The sequence below is a fragment of the Nonomuraea sp. NPDC052265 genome, assembly GCF_044547985.1.
Classification (GTDB): domain Bacteria; phylum Actinomycetota; class Actinomycetes; order Streptosporangiales; family Streptosporangiaceae; genus Nonomuraea.
Window position 1 is genome coordinate 43,285 of sequence record NZ_JBIUBJ010000005.1, and the last position, 16,219, is coordinate 59,503.

The 16,219-nt window shown below is 67.2% G+C and carries 13 protein-coding genes and 1 pseudogene; 4 read left to right on the top strand and 10 right to left on the bottom strand.

Annotated elements, in window-relative coordinates; genetic code table 11:
• Window positions 1-24: 24 nt before the first annotated feature.
• Window positions 25-1,239, top strand: a complete 1,215-nt coding sequence (locus ACIHAD_RS17150; RefSeq protein ID WP_397355436.1) for an NADP-dependent malic enzyme — start codon at window positions 25-27, stop codon at window positions 1,237-1,239.
• A 279-nt stretch (window positions 1,240-1,518) separates the two neighbouring features.
• Window positions 1,519-2,877, top strand: a complete 1,359-nt coding sequence (locus ACIHAD_RS17155) for a hypothetical protein (RefSeq protein ID WP_397355437.1) — start codon at window positions 1,519-1,521, stop codon at window positions 2,875-2,877.
• Between the two features lie 124 nt (window positions 2,878-3,001).
• Here ACIHAD_RS17155 and ACIHAD_RS17160 read toward each other — a convergent pair whose 3' ends face one another.
• The 6 genes and pseudogenes from ACIHAD_RS17160 to ACIHAD_RS17185 form a co-directional block, all read right to left on the bottom strand.
• A complete protein-coding gene (locus ACIHAD_RS17160; RefSeq protein WP_397355438.1) occupies window positions 3,002-4,627 on the bottom strand; it encodes a trypsin-like serine peptidase in 1,626 nt (541 codons plus the stop codon).
• Window positions 4,628-4,808: 181 nt separating this feature from the next.
• Complete coding sequence (locus ACIHAD_RS17165) at window positions 4,809-6,446, bottom strand: hypothetical protein (RefSeq protein ID WP_397355439.1); 1,638 nt, start codon at window positions 6,444-6,446, stop codon at window positions 4,809-4,811.
• A gap of 437 nt (window positions 6,447-6,883) precedes the next feature.
• The gene (locus tag ACIHAD_RS17170) at window positions 6,884-8,506 is read right to left on the bottom strand and encodes a trypsin-like serine peptidase (protein ID WP_397355440.1); all 1,623 of its coding nucleotides are present in this window, start codon (window positions 8,504-8,506) and stop codon (window positions 6,884-6,886) included.
• A 523-nt stretch (window positions 8,507-9,029) separates the two neighbouring features.
• Window positions 9,030-9,386 (bottom strand): annotated as a pseudogene (locus tag ACIHAD_RS17175) (inositol monophosphatase family protein); the annotation flags it as partial.
• A 316-nt stretch (window positions 9,387-9,702) separates the two neighbouring features.
• Window positions 9,703-10,107, bottom strand: a complete 405-nt coding sequence (locus ACIHAD_RS17180; RefSeq protein ID WP_397355441.1) for a hypothetical protein — start codon at window positions 10,105-10,107, stop codon at window positions 9,703-9,705.
• A gap of 79 nt (window positions 10,108-10,186) precedes the next feature.
• Window positions 10,187-10,393 (bottom strand): DUF397 domain-containing protein, encoded by a 207-nt coding sequence (locus tag ACIHAD_RS17185; protein WP_397355442.1) that lies wholly within the window; start codon window positions 10,391-10,393, stop codon window positions 10,187-10,189.
• A 181-nt stretch (window positions 10,394-10,574) separates the two neighbouring features.
• On the opposite strand from ACIHAD_RS17185, the gene ACIHAD_RS17190 reads away from it, so the two are divergent.
• Entirely contained in the window at window positions 10,575-10,859 is a 285-nt protein-coding gene (locus ACIHAD_RS17190; RefSeq protein WP_397355443.1) for a GntR family transcriptional regulator, read from the top strand.
• Between the two features lie 237 nt (window positions 10,860-11,096).
• Here ACIHAD_RS17190 and ACIHAD_RS17195 read toward each other — a convergent pair whose 3' ends face one another.
• The 3 genes from ACIHAD_RS17195 to ACIHAD_RS17205 form a co-directional block, all read right to left on the bottom strand.
• The gene (locus tag ACIHAD_RS17195) at window positions 11,097-11,291 is read right to left on the bottom strand and encodes a hypothetical protein (RefSeq protein ID WP_397355444.1); all 195 of its coding nucleotides are present in this window, start codon (window positions 11,289-11,291) and stop codon (window positions 11,097-11,099) included.
• 425 nt (window positions 11,292-11,716) lie between these two features.
• A complete protein-coding gene (locus tag ACIHAD_RS17200; protein ID WP_397355445.1) occupies window positions 11,717-12,877 on the bottom strand; it encodes a trypsin-like serine peptidase in 1,161 nt (386 codons plus the stop codon).
• 196 nt (window positions 12,878-13,073) lie between these two features.
• Entirely contained in the window at window positions 13,074-14,171 is a 1,098-nt protein-coding gene (locus ACIHAD_RS17205) for a trypsin-like serine peptidase (RefSeq protein ID WP_397355446.1), read from the bottom strand.
• A 328-nt stretch (window positions 14,172-14,499) separates the two neighbouring features.
• On the opposite strand from ACIHAD_RS17205, the gene ACIHAD_RS17210 reads away from it, so the two are divergent.
• Entirely contained in the window at window positions 14,500-14,760 is a 261-nt protein-coding gene (locus tag ACIHAD_RS17210) for an SSI family serine proteinase inhibitor (RefSeq protein ID WP_397355447.1), read from the top strand.
• A gap of 82 nt (window positions 14,761-14,842) precedes the next feature.
• Here ACIHAD_RS17210 and ACIHAD_RS17215 read toward each other — a convergent pair whose 3' ends face one another.
• The gene (locus tag ACIHAD_RS17215; RefSeq protein WP_397355448.1) at window positions 14,843-15,964 is read right to left on the bottom strand and encodes a trypsin-like serine peptidase; all 1,122 of its coding nucleotides are present in this window, start codon (window positions 15,962-15,964) and stop codon (window positions 14,843-14,845) included.
• Between the last annotated feature and the right edge of the window lie 255 nt (window positions 15,965-16,219).

The window sequence follows — 16,219 nt, forward strand, 5'->3', positions numbered from 1 at the left end:
ACGCCGATGGTTTCGTCCGTTTCGATGAATACAGGGGTCGCTGTGTCTGCCACGCCCGCTTCCGCTTCTGCTTCCGTCGAGTCGCTCGACCTCGATCCGGCCTTCGCGCTCCACCGCGGGGGCAAGCTGGAGGTCCGCTCGACCATTCCCGTCCGCGACGCCGACGACCTGTCGCTCGCCTACACGCCCGGCGTCGCCCGCGTCTGCACCGCCATCGCCGAGACGCCCGCCCTGGTCAACGACTACACCTGGGTCTCCAACGTGGTCGCCGTCGTCACCGACGGCACCGCCGTGCTCGGCCTGGGCGACATCGGGCCGTCGGCCGCCATGCCGGTCATGGAGGGCAAGGCGCTGCTGTTCAAGGAGTTCGGCGACGTCGACGCCGTCCCGATCTGCCTCGACTGCACCGACGTCGACGCGATCGTCGAGACCGTGGTGCGCCTCGCGCCGTCGTTCGGCGGCGTCAACCTGGAGGACATCAGCGCCCCGCGCTGCTTCGAGGTCGAAGACCGCCTGCGCGACCTGCTCGACATCCCCGTCTTCCACGACGACCAGCACGGCACCGCCATCGTCGTGCTGGCCGCCCTGCGGAACGCGGCCCGCCTGACCGGCCGCACCCTCGGCGACCTGCGCGCCGTCGTGGCCGGCGCGGGCGCCTCCGGCGTCGCCGTCACCCGCATCCTGCTGGGCGCCGGCATCGGCGACATCGCGGTCGCCGACTCCAAGGGCATGATCTACGAGGGCCGCGAAGGGCTCAACCCGGTCAAGGAGGCCCTGGCCCGCGACACCAACCGGGCCGGCCACACCGGTTCCACCGAGGAGGCCCTGGCCGGCGCCGACGTCTTCCTCGGCCTGTCGGGCTCGACCGTCTCCGAGGCGGCCATCGCGTCCATGGCCCCCGACGCCATCGTCTTCGCGCTGTCCAACCCCACCCCGGAGGTCCACCCCGAGGTGGCCGCCAGGCACGCCAGGGTGGTCGCCACCGGGCGCTCCGACTTCCCCAACCAGATCAACAACGTCCTGGCCTTCCCGGGGGTCTTCCGCGGCGCGCTCGACGTGCGGGCCACGACCATCACCGAGAACATGAAGGTGGCCGCCGCCGACGCGCTGGCCGCCGTCGTCGGCGACGACCTCTCGGCCACGTACGTCATCCCGAGCCCGTTCGACCAGCGCGTGGCCCCCGCGGTGACCGCAGCCGTGGCCGCCCAGGCCCGCGCCGACGGCGTCGCCCGCGCCTGACCGGTTCATGGGGCGAGCGGGGGCCGACCGGCCCCCGCTCGCCTGTTTTCGCGCTTCCTCGCAGGTCGGGAGGCATTGCCGTTTCCCGGCCGCGGCGTGGGTAGGTGAGTTGCCCGTCCAGGTGAACGGGTCCGGATCCTGATCCCGAGCAGGGCCGGCGAAGGGATTGCGATGGAGTTCGCGTGACCTTGCGGAACCGCCGGAAAGCCTTTACACAACGTGCTATAAAAATAGCTCTCTGTAAGGATGTGGGCGCCGACTCCTGTGACGAGGAGAGCGATGGAACGCGAGCCTAATCGACTGCTGCAGCAGCTCATCGCGGAGGCGGGTTTCTCCCACAAGGGATTGGCCCGGCGCCTCAACGATCTGGGCGCCGCGCGCGGCACGCCGGGCCTGAAGTACGACCACAGCTCGGTGCTGCGGTGGATCGGGGGCCAGAAGCCACGGGATCCCGTCCCGTGCCTGCTCACAGAGATATTCGCGCTGCGGCTCGGCCGCCCGGTGAGCTCGGAGGACCTGGGCATGCCGACCAACATCACGCCCCTCGATCTCGGTCAGGAGTTCACCCACACGTGGCAGGAGGGGGTCGCGACCGTGACGACGTTGTGGCGGGCCGACGTAGAGAGACGGAGGTTTCTGATCGACTCCACCTTCGCGATCGGAGCAGGCTCCGTCGGAGCCATACGGTGGCTGACGGCGCCTTCTGACGGGCGTCCCAGCGGCACCGGCGCACGCCGGGTGGGCAGGGCGGACATCGCCGCCATCCACGAGGTGACCCGGTCCTTCGGCGAGCTCGACAACCGCTTCGGCAGCGGCCGGGTGCGCTCGTCCGTCGTGAAGTACCTCGACACCGCCGTCTCCCCCCTGCTCAAGGACGGCAGCTACGGCGAGTCCACCGGCAAGCAGCTCGCCGCCGCGGCCGCCGAGCTGACCCGCCTGGCCGGCTGGATGGCCTACGACATGGAGCAGCACGGCCTGGCCCAGCGCTACCTCATCCAGGCCCTCCGCCTGGCCAGGGGCGCCGACGACCACACCCTGGGCGGCGAGATCCTGGCCGGCATGGCCCACCAGGCCATCTACATGGGCCAGCCGGCCCACGCGCTCGACCTGGCCAGGGCCGCCCAGCTCGCGGCCCGGCGGGCCGGCGTCCAGACCCTGCTGGCCTCCGCCCAGGTCCTGGAGGCCCACGCGCACGCGGGCCTCGGCGACCCCAGGTCCTGCGGCGCCTCCCTGCACCGGGCCGAGCTCGCCTTCGACGCCCGCAGGCCCGCCGAGGAGCCGCGGTGGCTCAGCTACTTCGACGAGGCCTATCTGTCGGCCAAGTTCGCCCACTGCTTCCGCGACCTGGGGGAGGGGGAGCGCACGGTGCGGCTGGCGCGGCGCTCCCTCGACATGGACACCCGGTACGTCCGGGGGCGCATGTTCAACCTGTCGCTGCTGGCGGCCGGATTGCTGGAGTGCGGGGAACTGGAGGAGGCGTGCCAGGCGGCGGGGAGCGCGCTGACGCTGGCGGGGGAGTTGCAGTCGGTGCGGTCCCGGTCGTACGCGGCGGACCTGCGGCGGCGGCTGGAGCCCTTCAAGAACGAGCGGGCCGTGATGGTGCTGCGGGAGCGTACGCGCGAGCTCACGTCCGTGTGACGGCTTTCGTGGGACGGGTGACGTTGCGGGAGCTTTTCCGCGGGCTCACGTCCGTGTGACGGTTCTCCCTGGGACGGGTGAAGCCCTGGGCCGCCCTTCCGGGCGGTCCGGGGCTTCACCGGTGCTACTTGAGCAGTTCGCCGTTCGGGCCGACGATGCTCTTGGTCTCGGCGTAGTTGGCCTTGTTGTAGACGTCGGCCACCTCGCCGTCGAAGTAGGCGGAGCTGATGAAGTCGATCCGGTCGTTGCCGTCCTGGTCGTGGAACATGCTCGTCACGCCGTTGACGTAACCGGTGCGCTTGCCGTTGTCGTACTTCATGAGCCAGGGGCCGCCGTCGGAGCCGCCGGTCATGGAGCACTTGAGCACCTGGTGCTCCTCGACCCGGAAGGTGTTGACCTGGTAGGTCTTCGTGCCGGTCTTGCCGGAGCACCACTTGGGGGTCACGCCGGTGTAGGGCTTATCGCCGTCGGGGTGCGGGTCACCGGGGTAGCCGAAGACGGTGACCTTCTGGCCACGCGGCTGGTTCCACGCGAACCCCTGACCGCCGACGACGTCGCCGAGGCGGCCGGCGTCCTTGAGGCGGTCCTTGGTGAAGTAGTGCGTCTCCACCAGGTAGTACTTGGCGTCCTTGCCCGGGACGATCCACTGCTTGATGAAGAAGTGGACCACCGCCCAGGGGCCGTTGGCGTCGTCGTACTTGGGCCCGTACGCCTTGCCGTCGGCAGCGTTGGCGACCTGGTCGCCCGAGATCGGACGGCCGAGGTAGCCCTCCTTGCCGGCCTTCTTGGCGGCGAGGTAGGCGTCGTACTGGGCCTTGGTCACGTACTCGATGGTGACGCCAGCGGGAGTGTTGTTCTTGGCCTCAGCGGTCGGGATCTTGAACGGATCGGTCGCAGCACCCGTTCCGTAGGCCGACTCGCTGACCTCCTTGGGCGTGTAGAGGGCGCCGTCGCCGCCGGGGTTGGCCAGGGTCGCCTCGGTGCCGGGCACCATGAAGGCCCTGGTCTTGTCGTTTTGCGGCTTGGCGAGGTATGCCTCGTACTGAGCCTTGGTGACCTGGGTCTTCTCCTCGACGGTCCACTTCGGGCCGTCGTAGGCCTCGAACTTGGCCTTCGTGACCTCGGTGGGCTTGGCGGTCGCGTCCAGGATGCCGTTGTGGACGGCGACGAAAGCGAAGTCGCCGTCGTAGTCGTCGTAGACGTCGAGATCGTAGGCGGTGAACGCGTACGCGCCGGCGTAGATGCCCCAGGGAGCCTTGCCCTGGTAGTAGCCGGGTACGAAGACCCACTTCTCGAAGACGTCCTTGCCCTTCTCGTACACGCAGTGGCCGGCCGTGGCGACCAGGTTGCGGTGGCGGGCCTGGATGGAGGTGGCCGAGCACCAGTTGTAGCGGCCTTCGTGGTCAACGAAGAAGACCTTGCCGATGGTCTTGGGCAGGTTGACGTTCTTGCTGCTGGCCGGCTTGGGGTTGCCGGTCGGTGCCGTCATGCCGGGCTTACCGTCGGGGGCACCGTCCTCCTCGCCGCGGGCGGCGACCAGTTTGGTGACGTCCTTGGCATCCCAGTGGTACTGGGTCGCCTTGCGGAGGGCGGCACCGTTGGCGCCGAGCCAGAACTGGGCGACTCCGTAGGCGTCGACGGGCTTGGGGGCCAGGTCGTCGGTGGCCCAATGGGGGTTGGCCTCGGCGGGTATGGCCAAGGCGGCCGCGCTCAAGCTGGCAGCAGCGAGGGGGATGAGCAGGCGCTTCAAGGGAGGCTCCACACGGGTTGTCAAGAAGGGTGTAACGACACTACCGACCCCTTAGTCACTCTGGTAAGGGTTCGTATCATTCTCCCCGGAAAAGGCCGAAGGGCCCGGCAGATGCCGAGCCCTTCGGGTGAAGCTAGGTTGAGCGGAGGTTTGGACCCTCAGCCCGGTATCCGTCCGAAGATCAGCTGTCGGCCTTCGGAAGGATGGTGCCCGACCACACGTTCGCCGCGGCGGCGTAGACCGAGTTGGTCTCACCGTCGAAGTACGGCGAGGACATGTAGTCCCAGCGGTCGTTGTTGTCCGTGTCGTACAGAACGCTGGTCACGCCGTTGACGTAGCCCATGCGCTTGGCGTTGCTGTACTTGAGGAGCCACGGGGCGCCGTTGTAGCCGCCGGTGACGGCGCACTTCAGCGAGATGTGCTCTTCGATCTTCAGGCTCGGGACCTTGGTCGCCTTCGCGCCGGTCTTGCCGTAGCACCACTTCGGCGTAACGCCGGAGTAGGGCTTCGAGCCGTCGGGGTGCTTGGCGTAGGGGTAGCCGAAGGTACGGACGTACTGACCGGTCTTCTGGTTCCAGGCGAAGCCCTGGCCACCGACGTTGTCGCCGAGGCGACCGGCGTCGGTGAGCGCCCACTCCTTGACGAAGTAGTCGGTGGAGTGCACGTAGTACTTGGCGTCCTTGCCCGGCTTGATCCACTGCTTGTGGAAGAAGCGGACGAGCGCCCACGGGCCGTTGGCGTCGTCGTACTTCTCGCCGTAGGCCTTGCCGGCAACGGCGTTGGCAACCTGCTCGCCGGAGATCACACGACCCGGGAACTTGGCCTTGTCCGCACCCTTCTGGCCAGCGAGGTACGCGTCGTACTGCGCCTTGGTCAGGTAGTCGACCGTGACACCCGCCGGGGCGTTGTTCTTCGCGTCAGCGGTCGAGATCGCGAACGGGTTGCTACGAGCACCCGCGCCGTACTCGGCCTCGGTGACCTCCTTGGGCGCGTAGACCGAGCCCTCGGTACCCGGGTTGACGAGGGTCGAGTCGACCGCCTCGTCGACCGAGGTGTTGGTCTTCAGACCACCCTGCTTGGCGATGAAAGCCTCGTACTCGGGCTTCGTCACTTCGGTCTTCTTCGACTCGGACCACTTCGGGCCCTTGAAGCCGTCGAACTCGGCCTTGGTGACCTTGGAGACCTTGCCGCCAGCGCCGTGGACACCGTTGTAGACGGTGACGAACGCGTAGTCGCGGTCGAAGTCCTCGTAGTTCGAGAAGTCGTAGTGGGTGAAGGCCTGCTTGCCCACGTAGATGCCCCACGGGGTCTTGCCCTGGTAGTAACCGGGGACGAACACCCAGCGGGAGACAACCTCGTCGTTGGCGGCGATGTCGTACACGCAGTGGCCAGCCGTCGCAACCAGGTTGCGGTAGTTCGACTGGATCGAGGTGCCGGAGCACCAGTACAGCTTGCCGTCGCGACCCTCGAAGAACACCTTGCCGATGGACTTCGGCAGGTTCACGTTCTGCGACTTGACCGTGGTGGTCTTCTCGGCGCCGATCGGCGGGGTGGAGCCGGGCTTGCCGTCAGCGACGTACCCGCCCTTCTGCACGATCTTCTTGACGTCCTTGTTGTCCCAGTAGTAGGCCGTGGCCTGCCGCAGGGCAGCGTTGTCGGACTTGGTCCAGAAGTCCAGGACCTCGGCGGCCTTCTGCTGGCTGGCAGCCAGAGCAGCAGCGTCGACGTCCGGGTCGGCCTGGGCGGCACCGGCGAGGCCGGCAGCCAGCAGACCGGTGGCCAGAATGGCGCCACCGGCGGGGAGGAGGATGCGCTTCAAGGTAACTCCTTGCGCTGTCGTGGAACGCTTCTTGCGTCCCATGCGTCAGTAAAGGGATAGCCAGGAACATACAGTGTCGATCTTGAGATCCGGTAGCCGCTTTGAGAGGAAAAGATGCGACAAGCCGGGCGTTATCGTTCTGTGATGTTTGGGCTGCTGTTGCGCAGGAGTCGGGCGAAGTCGGGCTTGAGACTGTTTGCCCTGATCAACATAAAGAAGGTGTGAGAGGTTCCGGCGGGAGCACGGGTTGCCCGCGATCCGGTTCGCTCAATAGGTGTGACGCAGATCACATCGGGTTGATGGCACCGATTCGGCGTCGTGTGCGTCCAACCGCCTTCACTTCTGGCCCGGAAAGGCCGAAGGGCCCGGCGGATGCCGGGCCCTTCGGTTGCTAACGGTTTCTACGAACGGTCAGGACCGGTCGTCGAGAGCCGTCGTCAGACGAGCTTGCCGGACCAAACGTTGGCAGCGGCCTTGTAGACGACGTTCGTCTCACCGTCGAAGTACGGCGAGGAGATGTAGTCCACGCGGTTGTTGCCGTCCTGGTCGTTGAAGGTGCTGGTGACACCGTTCACGTAGCCCAGACGCTTGGCGTTGCTGTACTTGAGGAGCCAAGGGCCACCGTCGGCGCCCTCGGTCATGGCGCACTTCAGCGCCACGTGCTCCTCGATCTTCTTGGCGGCCGAACCGACCAGCTTCTTGGTGGTCTTGCCGTAGCACCACTTCGGCGTGATGCCGGTGTAGTTCTTGTGGCCGTCGGGGTGCGGCGCGGCGGGGTAGCCGAACACGCGGACGTCCTTGCCGGTGGGCTGGTTCCACGCGAAGCCCTGGCCGCCGACGTTGTCGCCGAGGCGACCGGCGTCCTTGACCGTGAGCTCCTTGAGGTAGTAGCTCGTCTCGTGGACGTAGTACTTGGCGTCCTTGCCCGGCTTGATCCACTGCTTGTGGAAGAAGGTCACCACAGCCCAGGGGCCGTTGGCGTCGTCGTACTTGTTGCCGTAGGCCTTACCGGCGGCGGCGTTGGCGACCTGCTCACCCGAGATCGGGCGACCGAGGTAGCCCTCCTTGCCGGCCTTCTTGGCGGCGAGGTAGGCGTCGTACTGAGCCTTGGTCAAGTACTCGATCTTGACGCCGGCCGGGGCGTTGTTCTTCGCCTCGGCGGTCGAGATCGCGAACGGGTCCGTGGCGGCACCGGGACCGTAGGCGGCCTCGGTGACCTCCTTGGGCGCGTAGACCGAGCCCTCGGAGCCGGGGTTGGCCAGGGTGGGCTTGACCTCGTCCTCGACGGAGGTGTTGGTCTTCAGACCGCCCTGCTTGGCGATGAAGGCCTCGTACTCGGCCTTCGTCACCTCGGTCTTCTTCTCGTCGGACCACTTCGGGCCCTTGTAGCTGTCGAACTCGCCCTTGGTGACCTTGCTGACCTTGCCATCAAGGCCGGTGACGCCGTTGTACACGGTCACGAACGCGTAGTCGCGGTCGTAGTCCTCGTACACGTCGAAGTCGTAGTGCGTGAAGGCCTGCTTGCCGACGTAGATGCCCCACGGGGACTTGCCCTGGTAGTAACCGGGGACGAAGACCCACTTGGACATGACGTCGGCGTTGGCGCCGGTGTCGTAGACGCAGTGGCCGGCCGTGGCGACCAGGTTGCGGTACTTCGACTGGAGCGAGGTGGCGGAGCACCACTTCTTCTCGCCCTTGCCGTTGACGAAGAACACCTTGCCGATGGTCTTCGGCATGTTGACGTTCTGCGTCTTGGCGGTGGTCTTCTTCTCCTCACCAATCGGGGCAGTGGTGCCCGGCTTGGTGTCGGCGCTGTAGCCGCCCTTGCTCTGCAGCTTGGCGACGTCCGCCTTGTCCCAGACGTTGGACTCGGTGGCGGCCCGGAGGGCGGCACCGTTGTTCTCGGCCCAGAACTGGGCGATCGCCTTCGCGTTGGCCGCGCTCGCCGCCATCGCGTCGGTGGAGATGTCGCTGTCGGCCGAGGCCGTACCGGCGAGGCCGGCGGCCAGGAGGCCGGTAGCCAGGATGGCGCCACCGGCGGGGATGAGGATGCGCTTCAAGGGAACTGCTCCTTGCTCTGTCGTGGGTCGCAACATGCGTCCCATGCGTCAGTAAAGGGATAGCAAGGAACATAGCGCGGTGATCTCCGCAGGTGAAAGCCGTTCTGAGGGGATCGGTAAGGGGCGTTTCTGCCGTTATCGTGCTGTTATCTGTCAGAGGCTTTGGCGTGATGTTACCGGAAGGTGATGTTTTCGCTGGCCCTGTAGGGGATTTGGTCGATGGGACGAAAGTTCCGTTAGTGATCCGTTGCGCTCCGTGACCGCTTGAATGTGACTTAGATCACAGGAACCAGAATCGTGGCTCATCCGTCTAACTCAGCCCGTCGCTCACAGGTGATCTTCAGGTTCGTGTCGGAAGCCTTCAGGATTCGACAATCTGGCCGATTCCGTAGGGGGTCCAGGTGCAACCCGGAGCCTCGGCTCGTGTGCCTTTTGTGCTCTTTGTCGGTATTGCGCATGGCGAAGCGGGAGGCGACGGCAGTCGTCGTCCCGGAAGGCGGTTGGTCCCTGTGCTGAGGGCGCGTCAGGGGAGAAGGAGGGAGCGCACCGTTTGCCAGGAGGTGGCGTCGGTGGCGTTGAGAAGGCCGGGCCTGGGGATCGACGGGCTGTACGGGGTGCCGTCGAGGTGCCGGGCGGTTCCGCCGGCTTCCGCCAGCAGCAGGACGCCCGGCGCGTGGTCCCAGGGGAGCGTCCGGTGGAAGAGGAGGAAGTCCTGGTCGCCGTTCAGGAGGCGGGGGTAGTCCACGCCAGCGCACTTCGTTCCCTGGGTGAGGGCGGCGAAGTGGTGGGCGGCTGTCTGGACGTGGGCCTTGGTGTCGTCGTCCAGGAAGCGGGTGAGGGCGGCGCCGCGCAGGTGGGCGGGGTCGGCGGGGATGCCGTTGCGCCAGGTTCCGGAGCCGAGCTCGGCGACGTAGACGTCGTCCTCCGCGGGGCGTACGACCCGGCGGCGGTCGCCTCTTCGCCGACGACGGGGGCGTCCAGGAGGTCGCGGAGGCGGCGGCTGATCAGGTCCTCGGCCTCGCGGTCCGCCACGGTGACCACTTCGCCCGGTGTCTTCTCGGAGACGTCTCCGGTGGCGAGGGCGCGGAACCGGGGGAGGATCGCGGTCTCGGCGGTTTCACGAAGGATTTCGGTCACCGCGTCGATCAGCATGGGTCTCATGTTAGACATCGGGCCTTATGTCACTGAAGGGGCCTTCATCCGTAAGGGCGGTGGATTGGGCATGGGTGGGGGATATGTCGGTTCGGGCAGCAGATCACGCCGATCGTGAGGAACCGGCCGCTCTGGAGCCACTCGCCCCACTGCACGTCTATGCCCCGGGGGAGCAGGTCGAGGGCCGTCGTCAGCCGTTCCTCAAGGGGGATCCGCTCGGGTGGGTGGAGCTGGTCGCGCGTCTTTCCGTACTCGGTCGCCATCCACCTGGTCGCCGGTTCTGGTTCCTCGAAAGTGGCCGCGCTGCGCGCCGCCGGCTTCGCCAGCCAGTCGCCCGTACGCATCGGAGGGAGCGCCGAGGTGGGGAAATCGGGGGAGCTGGGACGGCGTTCGGCCTCGTTCCCGCGCTCGGCGCCGGAGCCGGTCCACAGGTAGGCGTGCCAGTGCATGGGTGCTCCCCTGCGGTCGGCGGGCCGGCCCCTGCTTGCTCGGGTCCTCCGGGCAGGGGCCGGCCGTCTCGGGTCTTGGCTAGATGGTGGCGATTCCGGCGGCGCGAAGCTCGGTACCGGTGAAGCGGAGCGTCCCGGCGTCCGGGTTTTTCGAGTCACGGAGCGCGTAGGCGTCCTCGATACCGGGAATCGGGGCGATCAGGACGCAGGACTCCCCCTGGTGGGGGCCGCCGCACAACTGGGTGAAGGGCACGTCGTCGAGGCTGCCGCCATACAGGTCCGTCATGCTGCTTCCTTTCGTCAGGGCTTGTGGGAACGACGGGTTTCACGTTCGCCGAGCTCGTCGTCATCGCGGCCCGCGGGGGGAGCGATCAGAGATACAAGCAGTAGACATGATAAGACCTCTCCATACCTTGGAGGAGGTAGTGGCTCGTTCTCGTAGGTTCTCCGTCCATTAGCGTCTTCGCATGGCCTTGCACGATAAAAGTGACCGCATCGATCACGTCGGGCCAGACCTGGTGTGGCGGCAACTCGCCGAGGACGTCGAGAGCGACATCGCCGCCGGGGCGCTCGCTCCGAACGCCAAGATGCCGACCGAGTTGGAGCTGGCGAGCCAGTACGGCGTCAGTCGGGTGACGGTTCGGCGGGCGGTCAAGGATCTGGCGGAGCGCGGCCTGCTGGTCGTCGTCCATGGGCGGGGGACGTTCGTGTCCCGTGCTTCCGCGTCGGGGGCGCCGGGTACGAGCGCCTGAGTCGATGCTCCGGTTGCGGGCGCCTGGAGTCTCATCGCCGGCTTCGACGGGTGGCCGCGTTGGGAGGGGACGACCACGTACACGAGCGGGCCGGACGACGCCGGGGCGCTCGCGAGTCATCTGGTCGCCCGTTCGCCGGTGTGGGCGCCGACGGGCGACCGCGTCACCGTCCGCTGGTCACGGGCCCGGCCGTGCGTCCGGGGCGGACGGCCGGGGCTGTCGTACGGGTGCTGTGGGTCACCAGCTGCGGACGCGGGGGCGGCGGCGCATTCGTTCCAGCATCGCTTCGTTGAAGGCCGCGGACACGGATTCGAATTCACCGTTCTCGACCGCTCGGTCGACGTACGCCTTGACGTGGGGGTCGAGGGTGATCGTGACCTCTGGGCTCGTCATGGCGGGAGCGGTCGCGGGCGCGTCGTGATCCTCGGTCATACCGACATCTTGCGCCACAAGCGCTGGCGAATCACGTCCCGAAACGCTTCGGATTCGAGGGGCGGTGCAAGGGACGCGTGGCCAGAGCGTGGACTCGCCCAGCTGGCACCGGAAGACGAGTGGGCACTCAGCGGGCGTAGCGGGCCACAGCTCCGCGTTCAGGAACCCCGAGCCGCGTGGCGGGCGGAGGGCCGTCGCCGCGGAAGGCGGTCGAGGGAGAGAAGCCGGTTCCAGCAGGGCGAGCCGTAATCGCAACACAGGTGGGGCCCATGGCGGGGGGCAGGGGCCCGATGAGAAGGGGCCTGAGCCTTTGTGGGCACGAAGCGCCCCCGGTTCGGCGAAGACGATCGGCGGGCGGCCCGCACACAGGTGAGGGCCCCGGCGGCAAGGAGCAACGCCGGGACCCTCTCTCCCCTGGTAAGGGCTTACTTGTACAGCTCGCCGTTAGGCCCCACGATCTTCCCCGACGGGAAGTTGGTGGCCGCCTTGTACACGGCCGCCGTCTCACCGTCGAAGTAAGGCGACGTGATGTAGTCGATGCGGTCGTTGCCGTCCTGGTCCGCGAAGGTGCTGGTGACACCGTTCACGTAGCCGAGGCGCTTGGCGTTGCTGTAGTTCAGCAGCCACGGCCCGCCGTCGTAACCGGGGGTGACGGCGCACTTCAGGCCGACGTGCTCCTCGATCTTGAGCCAGGACGCGCCCACGGTCTTGGCCGTGGTCTTGCCGTAGCAGTGCTTCGGCGTCACGCCGCTGTACGGCTTGTTGCCGTCGGGGTGCGGGGCCGCCGGGTAGCCGAAGGTGCGGACGGGCTTGCCCGTCGGCTGGTTCCAGGCGAAGCCCTGGCCGCCCACGGCGTCGCCGAGCCGGCCGGCGTCCTTGGACAGCAGGATGTAGTAGTGGCCGCCCCAGGAGCGCTTCGGGCCGCTGAAGCGCTCGTAGTCCTTGCGGTCCACCTGCTTGACGCCGTCGAACTGGATGCCGTTGTAGACGGTCACGAACGCGTAGTCGCGGTCGTAGTCCTCGTAGGTGTCGAAGTCGTAGTGGGTGAAGGCCTGCTTGCCCACGTAGATGCCCCACGGAGTCTTGCCCTGGTAGTAGCCGGGGACGAAGACCCAGTTGGACAGCGTGTCGCTGTTGCTGTCCGTGTCGTACACGCAGTGGCCGGCGGTGGCGACCAGGTTGCGGTTGCCCGACTGGATGGAGGTGGCCGAGCACCAGCGGAACTTGCCGGAGCCGTCGACGAAGAAGACCTTGCCGATGCTCTTGGGAAGGTTCACGTTCTGGGAGGCGCCGGCCTTCTGGGCGCCGGTGGGCGCGGTCATGCCGGGACGGCCGTCGGGGTCGTAGCCGCCCTTGGAGACGACCTTCCGCACTTCCTTGGAGTCCCAGGTGTACTGCGTGGCCTGGCGGAGCGCGGCGCCGTTGGAGGCGATCCAGAAGGAGGCGATCGAGGCGGCCTGGGAGTTGTTGCCGGCCATCGGGTCGTTGGAGACGCCGCCGTCGGCCTGGGCGGTGGCGGAGAGCCCGGCGGCGAGAAGGCCGGTCGTCAGGACCACGCCGCCGAGGGGGAGGAGGATTCGCTTCAAGGTATCTCCAGGTTGCGCTGACAGGAGGCGCCTCTTGCACCCCAAAACTCAGCAAACGGACGACCCGGAACCTATAACGCTGACACTCCTGATGAAAATTTTAGGAAGATCGTGTCAGCGCTCCCAGAGCCTCCGTTACCGGACCGAGATCAAGGATCGGCTGATCACGAGCAGTGATCACACCGTTTCGTGTGACTTACGCCACATTTCCCGGTGTGGTGATCGCGGCGGCGCGTCGGTAGACCTCCGCGGTGGTCGTGTCGAAGTACGGCGACGACACCGCGTCGTAGGCCCCCTTGGCGTCCCTGTTCCAGGTGAGGCTGTTGACGCCGTTCAGGTTGCCGAGCCTGCGGGCCGCGTCGTAGTCGACCAGCCAGGGGCCGCCGCTGGCGCCGGGGCTGAAGTCGCACGGCTGGAGTCGTACGCCTTTCTGCAGGTCGAGCGCGGGGGCCACGGTCCAGTACGTGACGCCGCCCTGGCATGTCCGCAACGTCCTGCCGTCGAACGGACGCGTGCCGTCGGGCTGCGCGCCGGCCGGGAAACCGAACGCGGCCACGGTGTAGGCGGCCGGTTTCCTGTTGATCTCCAGCCCCTGGGCGCCCACGTTGTCCTGGAGCCTGCCGACGTCCTTCATCGTGTACGTGCCGTCCTTGGCCTGCTCCCAGACGAACCCGCGGTGCACGGTCACGAACGCGTAGTCGTAGTCGTAGTCGCCCTTGCCGGGCCAGTCCTCGTGCAGGCTGAGCGCGGCGCCGACGTAGATCCCGTCGGGCGTCTCGCCGTTGGGTCCGGGGTTGGGCACGAAGATCCAGTACTCGGCGGCCTTGGCCTGGCGGGAGTCGTACGCGCAGTGCCCGGCCGTGGCCACGACGCTGCGGTTCCTGGCGGCGACCGCGCTGGCCGAGCACCAGTACTCCTTGGTGCCGAACCTGAAGAAGACCTTGCCCATGGTCTTGCCGGCGCCGCCCTGCTTCGGGGGCACGGGCACCACGTCCTGCGTCGCGGACGTCCGCCGCACCGCCGTCGCGGGGGAGTTCGGCCCGGAGACGGCGCCGGCCGAGGACGTCGGGGCGGCCTGTGCGCCCGGCGTGGCGGGGCTGTAGCTGTCGGCCTGCTTGAGCCGGTCGGGCCGCCAGTAGTCGGCGACCTTCTTCATGTCGGTGGCCGTCCTGGCCAGCGTGACGCCGAAGACCTTGCTCGCCGGTGCGGCGTTCGCGATCCCCGTGAAGGCAGGCAGCAGCAGCAGCGCGCCGCCCAGGGCGGCCGCCGCCAGTTGCCTGGCCCGGGAGATCATGAAATGCCTTTCTTAGGGTCGTAAGGGTGGATTTTTCCAGATCAACTGCCTGTATTGCAGCCCGGATAGAGATTCGTTACCTGATCAAGAGTGCACCGTGTGCGATAAGGACACCATCAGCCGATCCCTCCCGATACGTCTAAATGATCACGCGTGTCGGTCGTTGCCGCAGGTCAGAGGGGTGATAGAGGCTTCGCGTATGCACCGAATTCTCTGCATCGCCGCGCTTTCCTGCGCGGCATTCGCCGCCGCTCCAGTGGCGAACGCCACGACCGGCCCGTCCGATGTCCAGACGCCGCACAAGGATCAAAGGCTTTTCCGGATCAGTGTGGGAGATCGTCACGGCGTACTGGAGTGCACGCCCGGCCGGGTCGTTCCCGGGCAGGTCGCCGCCTGTGCCGCTCTCGAACAGGTGCACGGGAACCCGGCCCGGCTGACCGGCCGTACGGGCGTCTCCTGCACCGCCGAGTACGAGCCGGTGGACGTACGGGCGTGGGGCGTCTGGGACGGCGACCGCTACCACTACTCGCAGACCTTCCCCAACGCCTGCGCGCTCGCCGTCGCCACCGGGCCGGTCTTCCGCGTCTGAACGGGCATCGGAATCCCTCGACGGCGGGGGAAGGCCCCGGATCCCGCCGAGGAGGATCCGGGGCCTCGACTGCAGGGCCGGATCACGGCATGTTGCCGGTCCAGCGGTTGGCGGCGGCCTTGTAGACGTTGTACGTGTCGGTGTTGAAGTACGGCGACGAGATGTGGTCGTAGCGGTCGTTGCCGTCGGTGTCCCACGCGACGCTGTTCACGCCCACCAGGTAGCCGGTGCGTGAGGAGTTCCTGTAGTCGTAGATGAACGGGCCGCCGCTGGCGCCGGCGGTGAAGGAGCACCTGAAGCCGATCTGCTCCTGGAGGTTGTACTTCTTGGCCTCGGGCATCGGAGCCGTCCTCCCGTAGCACCACTTCATGGTGCGGCCGGTGTACGGCTTGTCGCCGTCGGGATGCCCACCCGCCGGGTAGCCGAAGGAGTACACGTTCAGCTTCGTGCTGCGGTTCCAGGTGAAGCCCTGGCCGCCGACGTTGTCACCGAGGCGGCCGACGTTCTTGACGGTCCACCGCCACCGGTTGCCGGTCTTCTCCCACTGCACCTTGATGCCGTTGTAGACGTTGACGAACGCGTAGTCGAAGTCGTAGTCCTCCTTCACCACGAAGTCGTCGTGCGCGTTGAACGTCTTGGCGGCGTAGATGCCGTAGGGCGCCTTGCCCTCCCAGACGTTGTCGCCGTCCCAGTACGACGGGATGAAGATCCAGTTGTCGTAGAAGGTGTTCTTCTGGGTGTCGTAGACACAGTGGGCGGAGGTCGCCACCAGGTTGCGGTACTTGCCCTGTACGGAGCTGGCCGAGCAGTACCGCCAGTTCTTCGGGTCGCGCGGGTCGGCTCGGGGCAGCGTGAAGAACACGCGGCCGACCGTGTTGGGCAGGTTGACCTGCTTGCTCCTGCCGGCCTTGCCCTTCTCCTGGCCGATCGGCGGGACGGATCCGGGCGGGCCGTCGGGGGTCTGGACGCCGCCCCTGGCGCCCCTGGAGGACACGTCGAGCGCGCCGTCGTAGTCGGTGGCGAGCTTGATGCGGTCGGGCGTCCAGAACTGCACGGCCTGCTCGGCGGGGGTCGCCGCGTTCCTGGACACGACATCGGGTGCTGAGGTCGCCTGCGCCGCGGCGCCGTTGGTCATGGCGGTGGCCAGGCCGACGGCCACCAGTCCGGCGAGGGGGATCGCGATGCGCCTTGCTCGGGAATACATGGAGCTCCTCTCAGTTCTCGGCGGCCCAGAGCGGGGTACTGCGCCCCGGTGGGCCAGGAAAACGTTGAGCACGCTAATGAATGGCGCAACCCGTCGGCCAGGAAACGACGCGAAAAAGTCGGCGCCGGTTCCGTTCCGTTATGGAAATAGCAAAATCGCATGTATTCGCGAAGGGCATCCGCGCAGGTCAAAGGCGCGATGAATAGTCTTCAGCAACAGCGGTAACGCTAATTGTCAAACGCCACTACTTATCAA

Coding starts and splice junctions, on each gene's coding strand:
- ACIHAD_RS17150 (WP_397355436.1), top strand. CDS start 25: ATGAATACAGGGGTCGCTGTGTCTGCCACGCCCGCTTCCGCTTCTGCT.
- ACIHAD_RS17155 (WP_397355437.1), top strand. CDS start 1,519: ATGGAACGCGAGCCTAATCGACTGCTGCAGCAGCTCATCGCGGAGGCG.
- ACIHAD_RS17180 (WP_397355441.1), bottom strand. CDS start 10,107: ATGCACTGGCACGCCTACCTGTGGACCGGCTCCGGCGCCGAGCGCGGG.
- ACIHAD_RS17185 (WP_397355442.1), bottom strand. CDS start 10,393: ATGACGGACCTGTATGGCGGCAGCCTCGACGACGTGCCCTTCACCCAG.
- ACIHAD_RS17190 (WP_397355443.1), top strand. CDS start 10,575: ATGGCCTTGCACGATAAAAGTGACCGCATCGATCACGTCGGGCCAGAC.
- ACIHAD_RS17195 (WP_397355444.1), bottom strand. CDS start 11,291: ATGACCGAGGATCACGACGCGCCCGCGACCGCTCCCGCCATGACGAGC.
- ACIHAD_RS17205 (WP_397355446.1), bottom strand. CDS start 14,171: ATGATCTCCCGGGCCAGGCAACTGGCGGCGGCCGCCCTGGGCGGCGCG.
- ACIHAD_RS17215 (WP_397355448.1), bottom strand. CDS start 15,964: ATGTATTCCCGAGCAAGGCGCATCGCGATCCCCCTCGCCGGACTGGTG.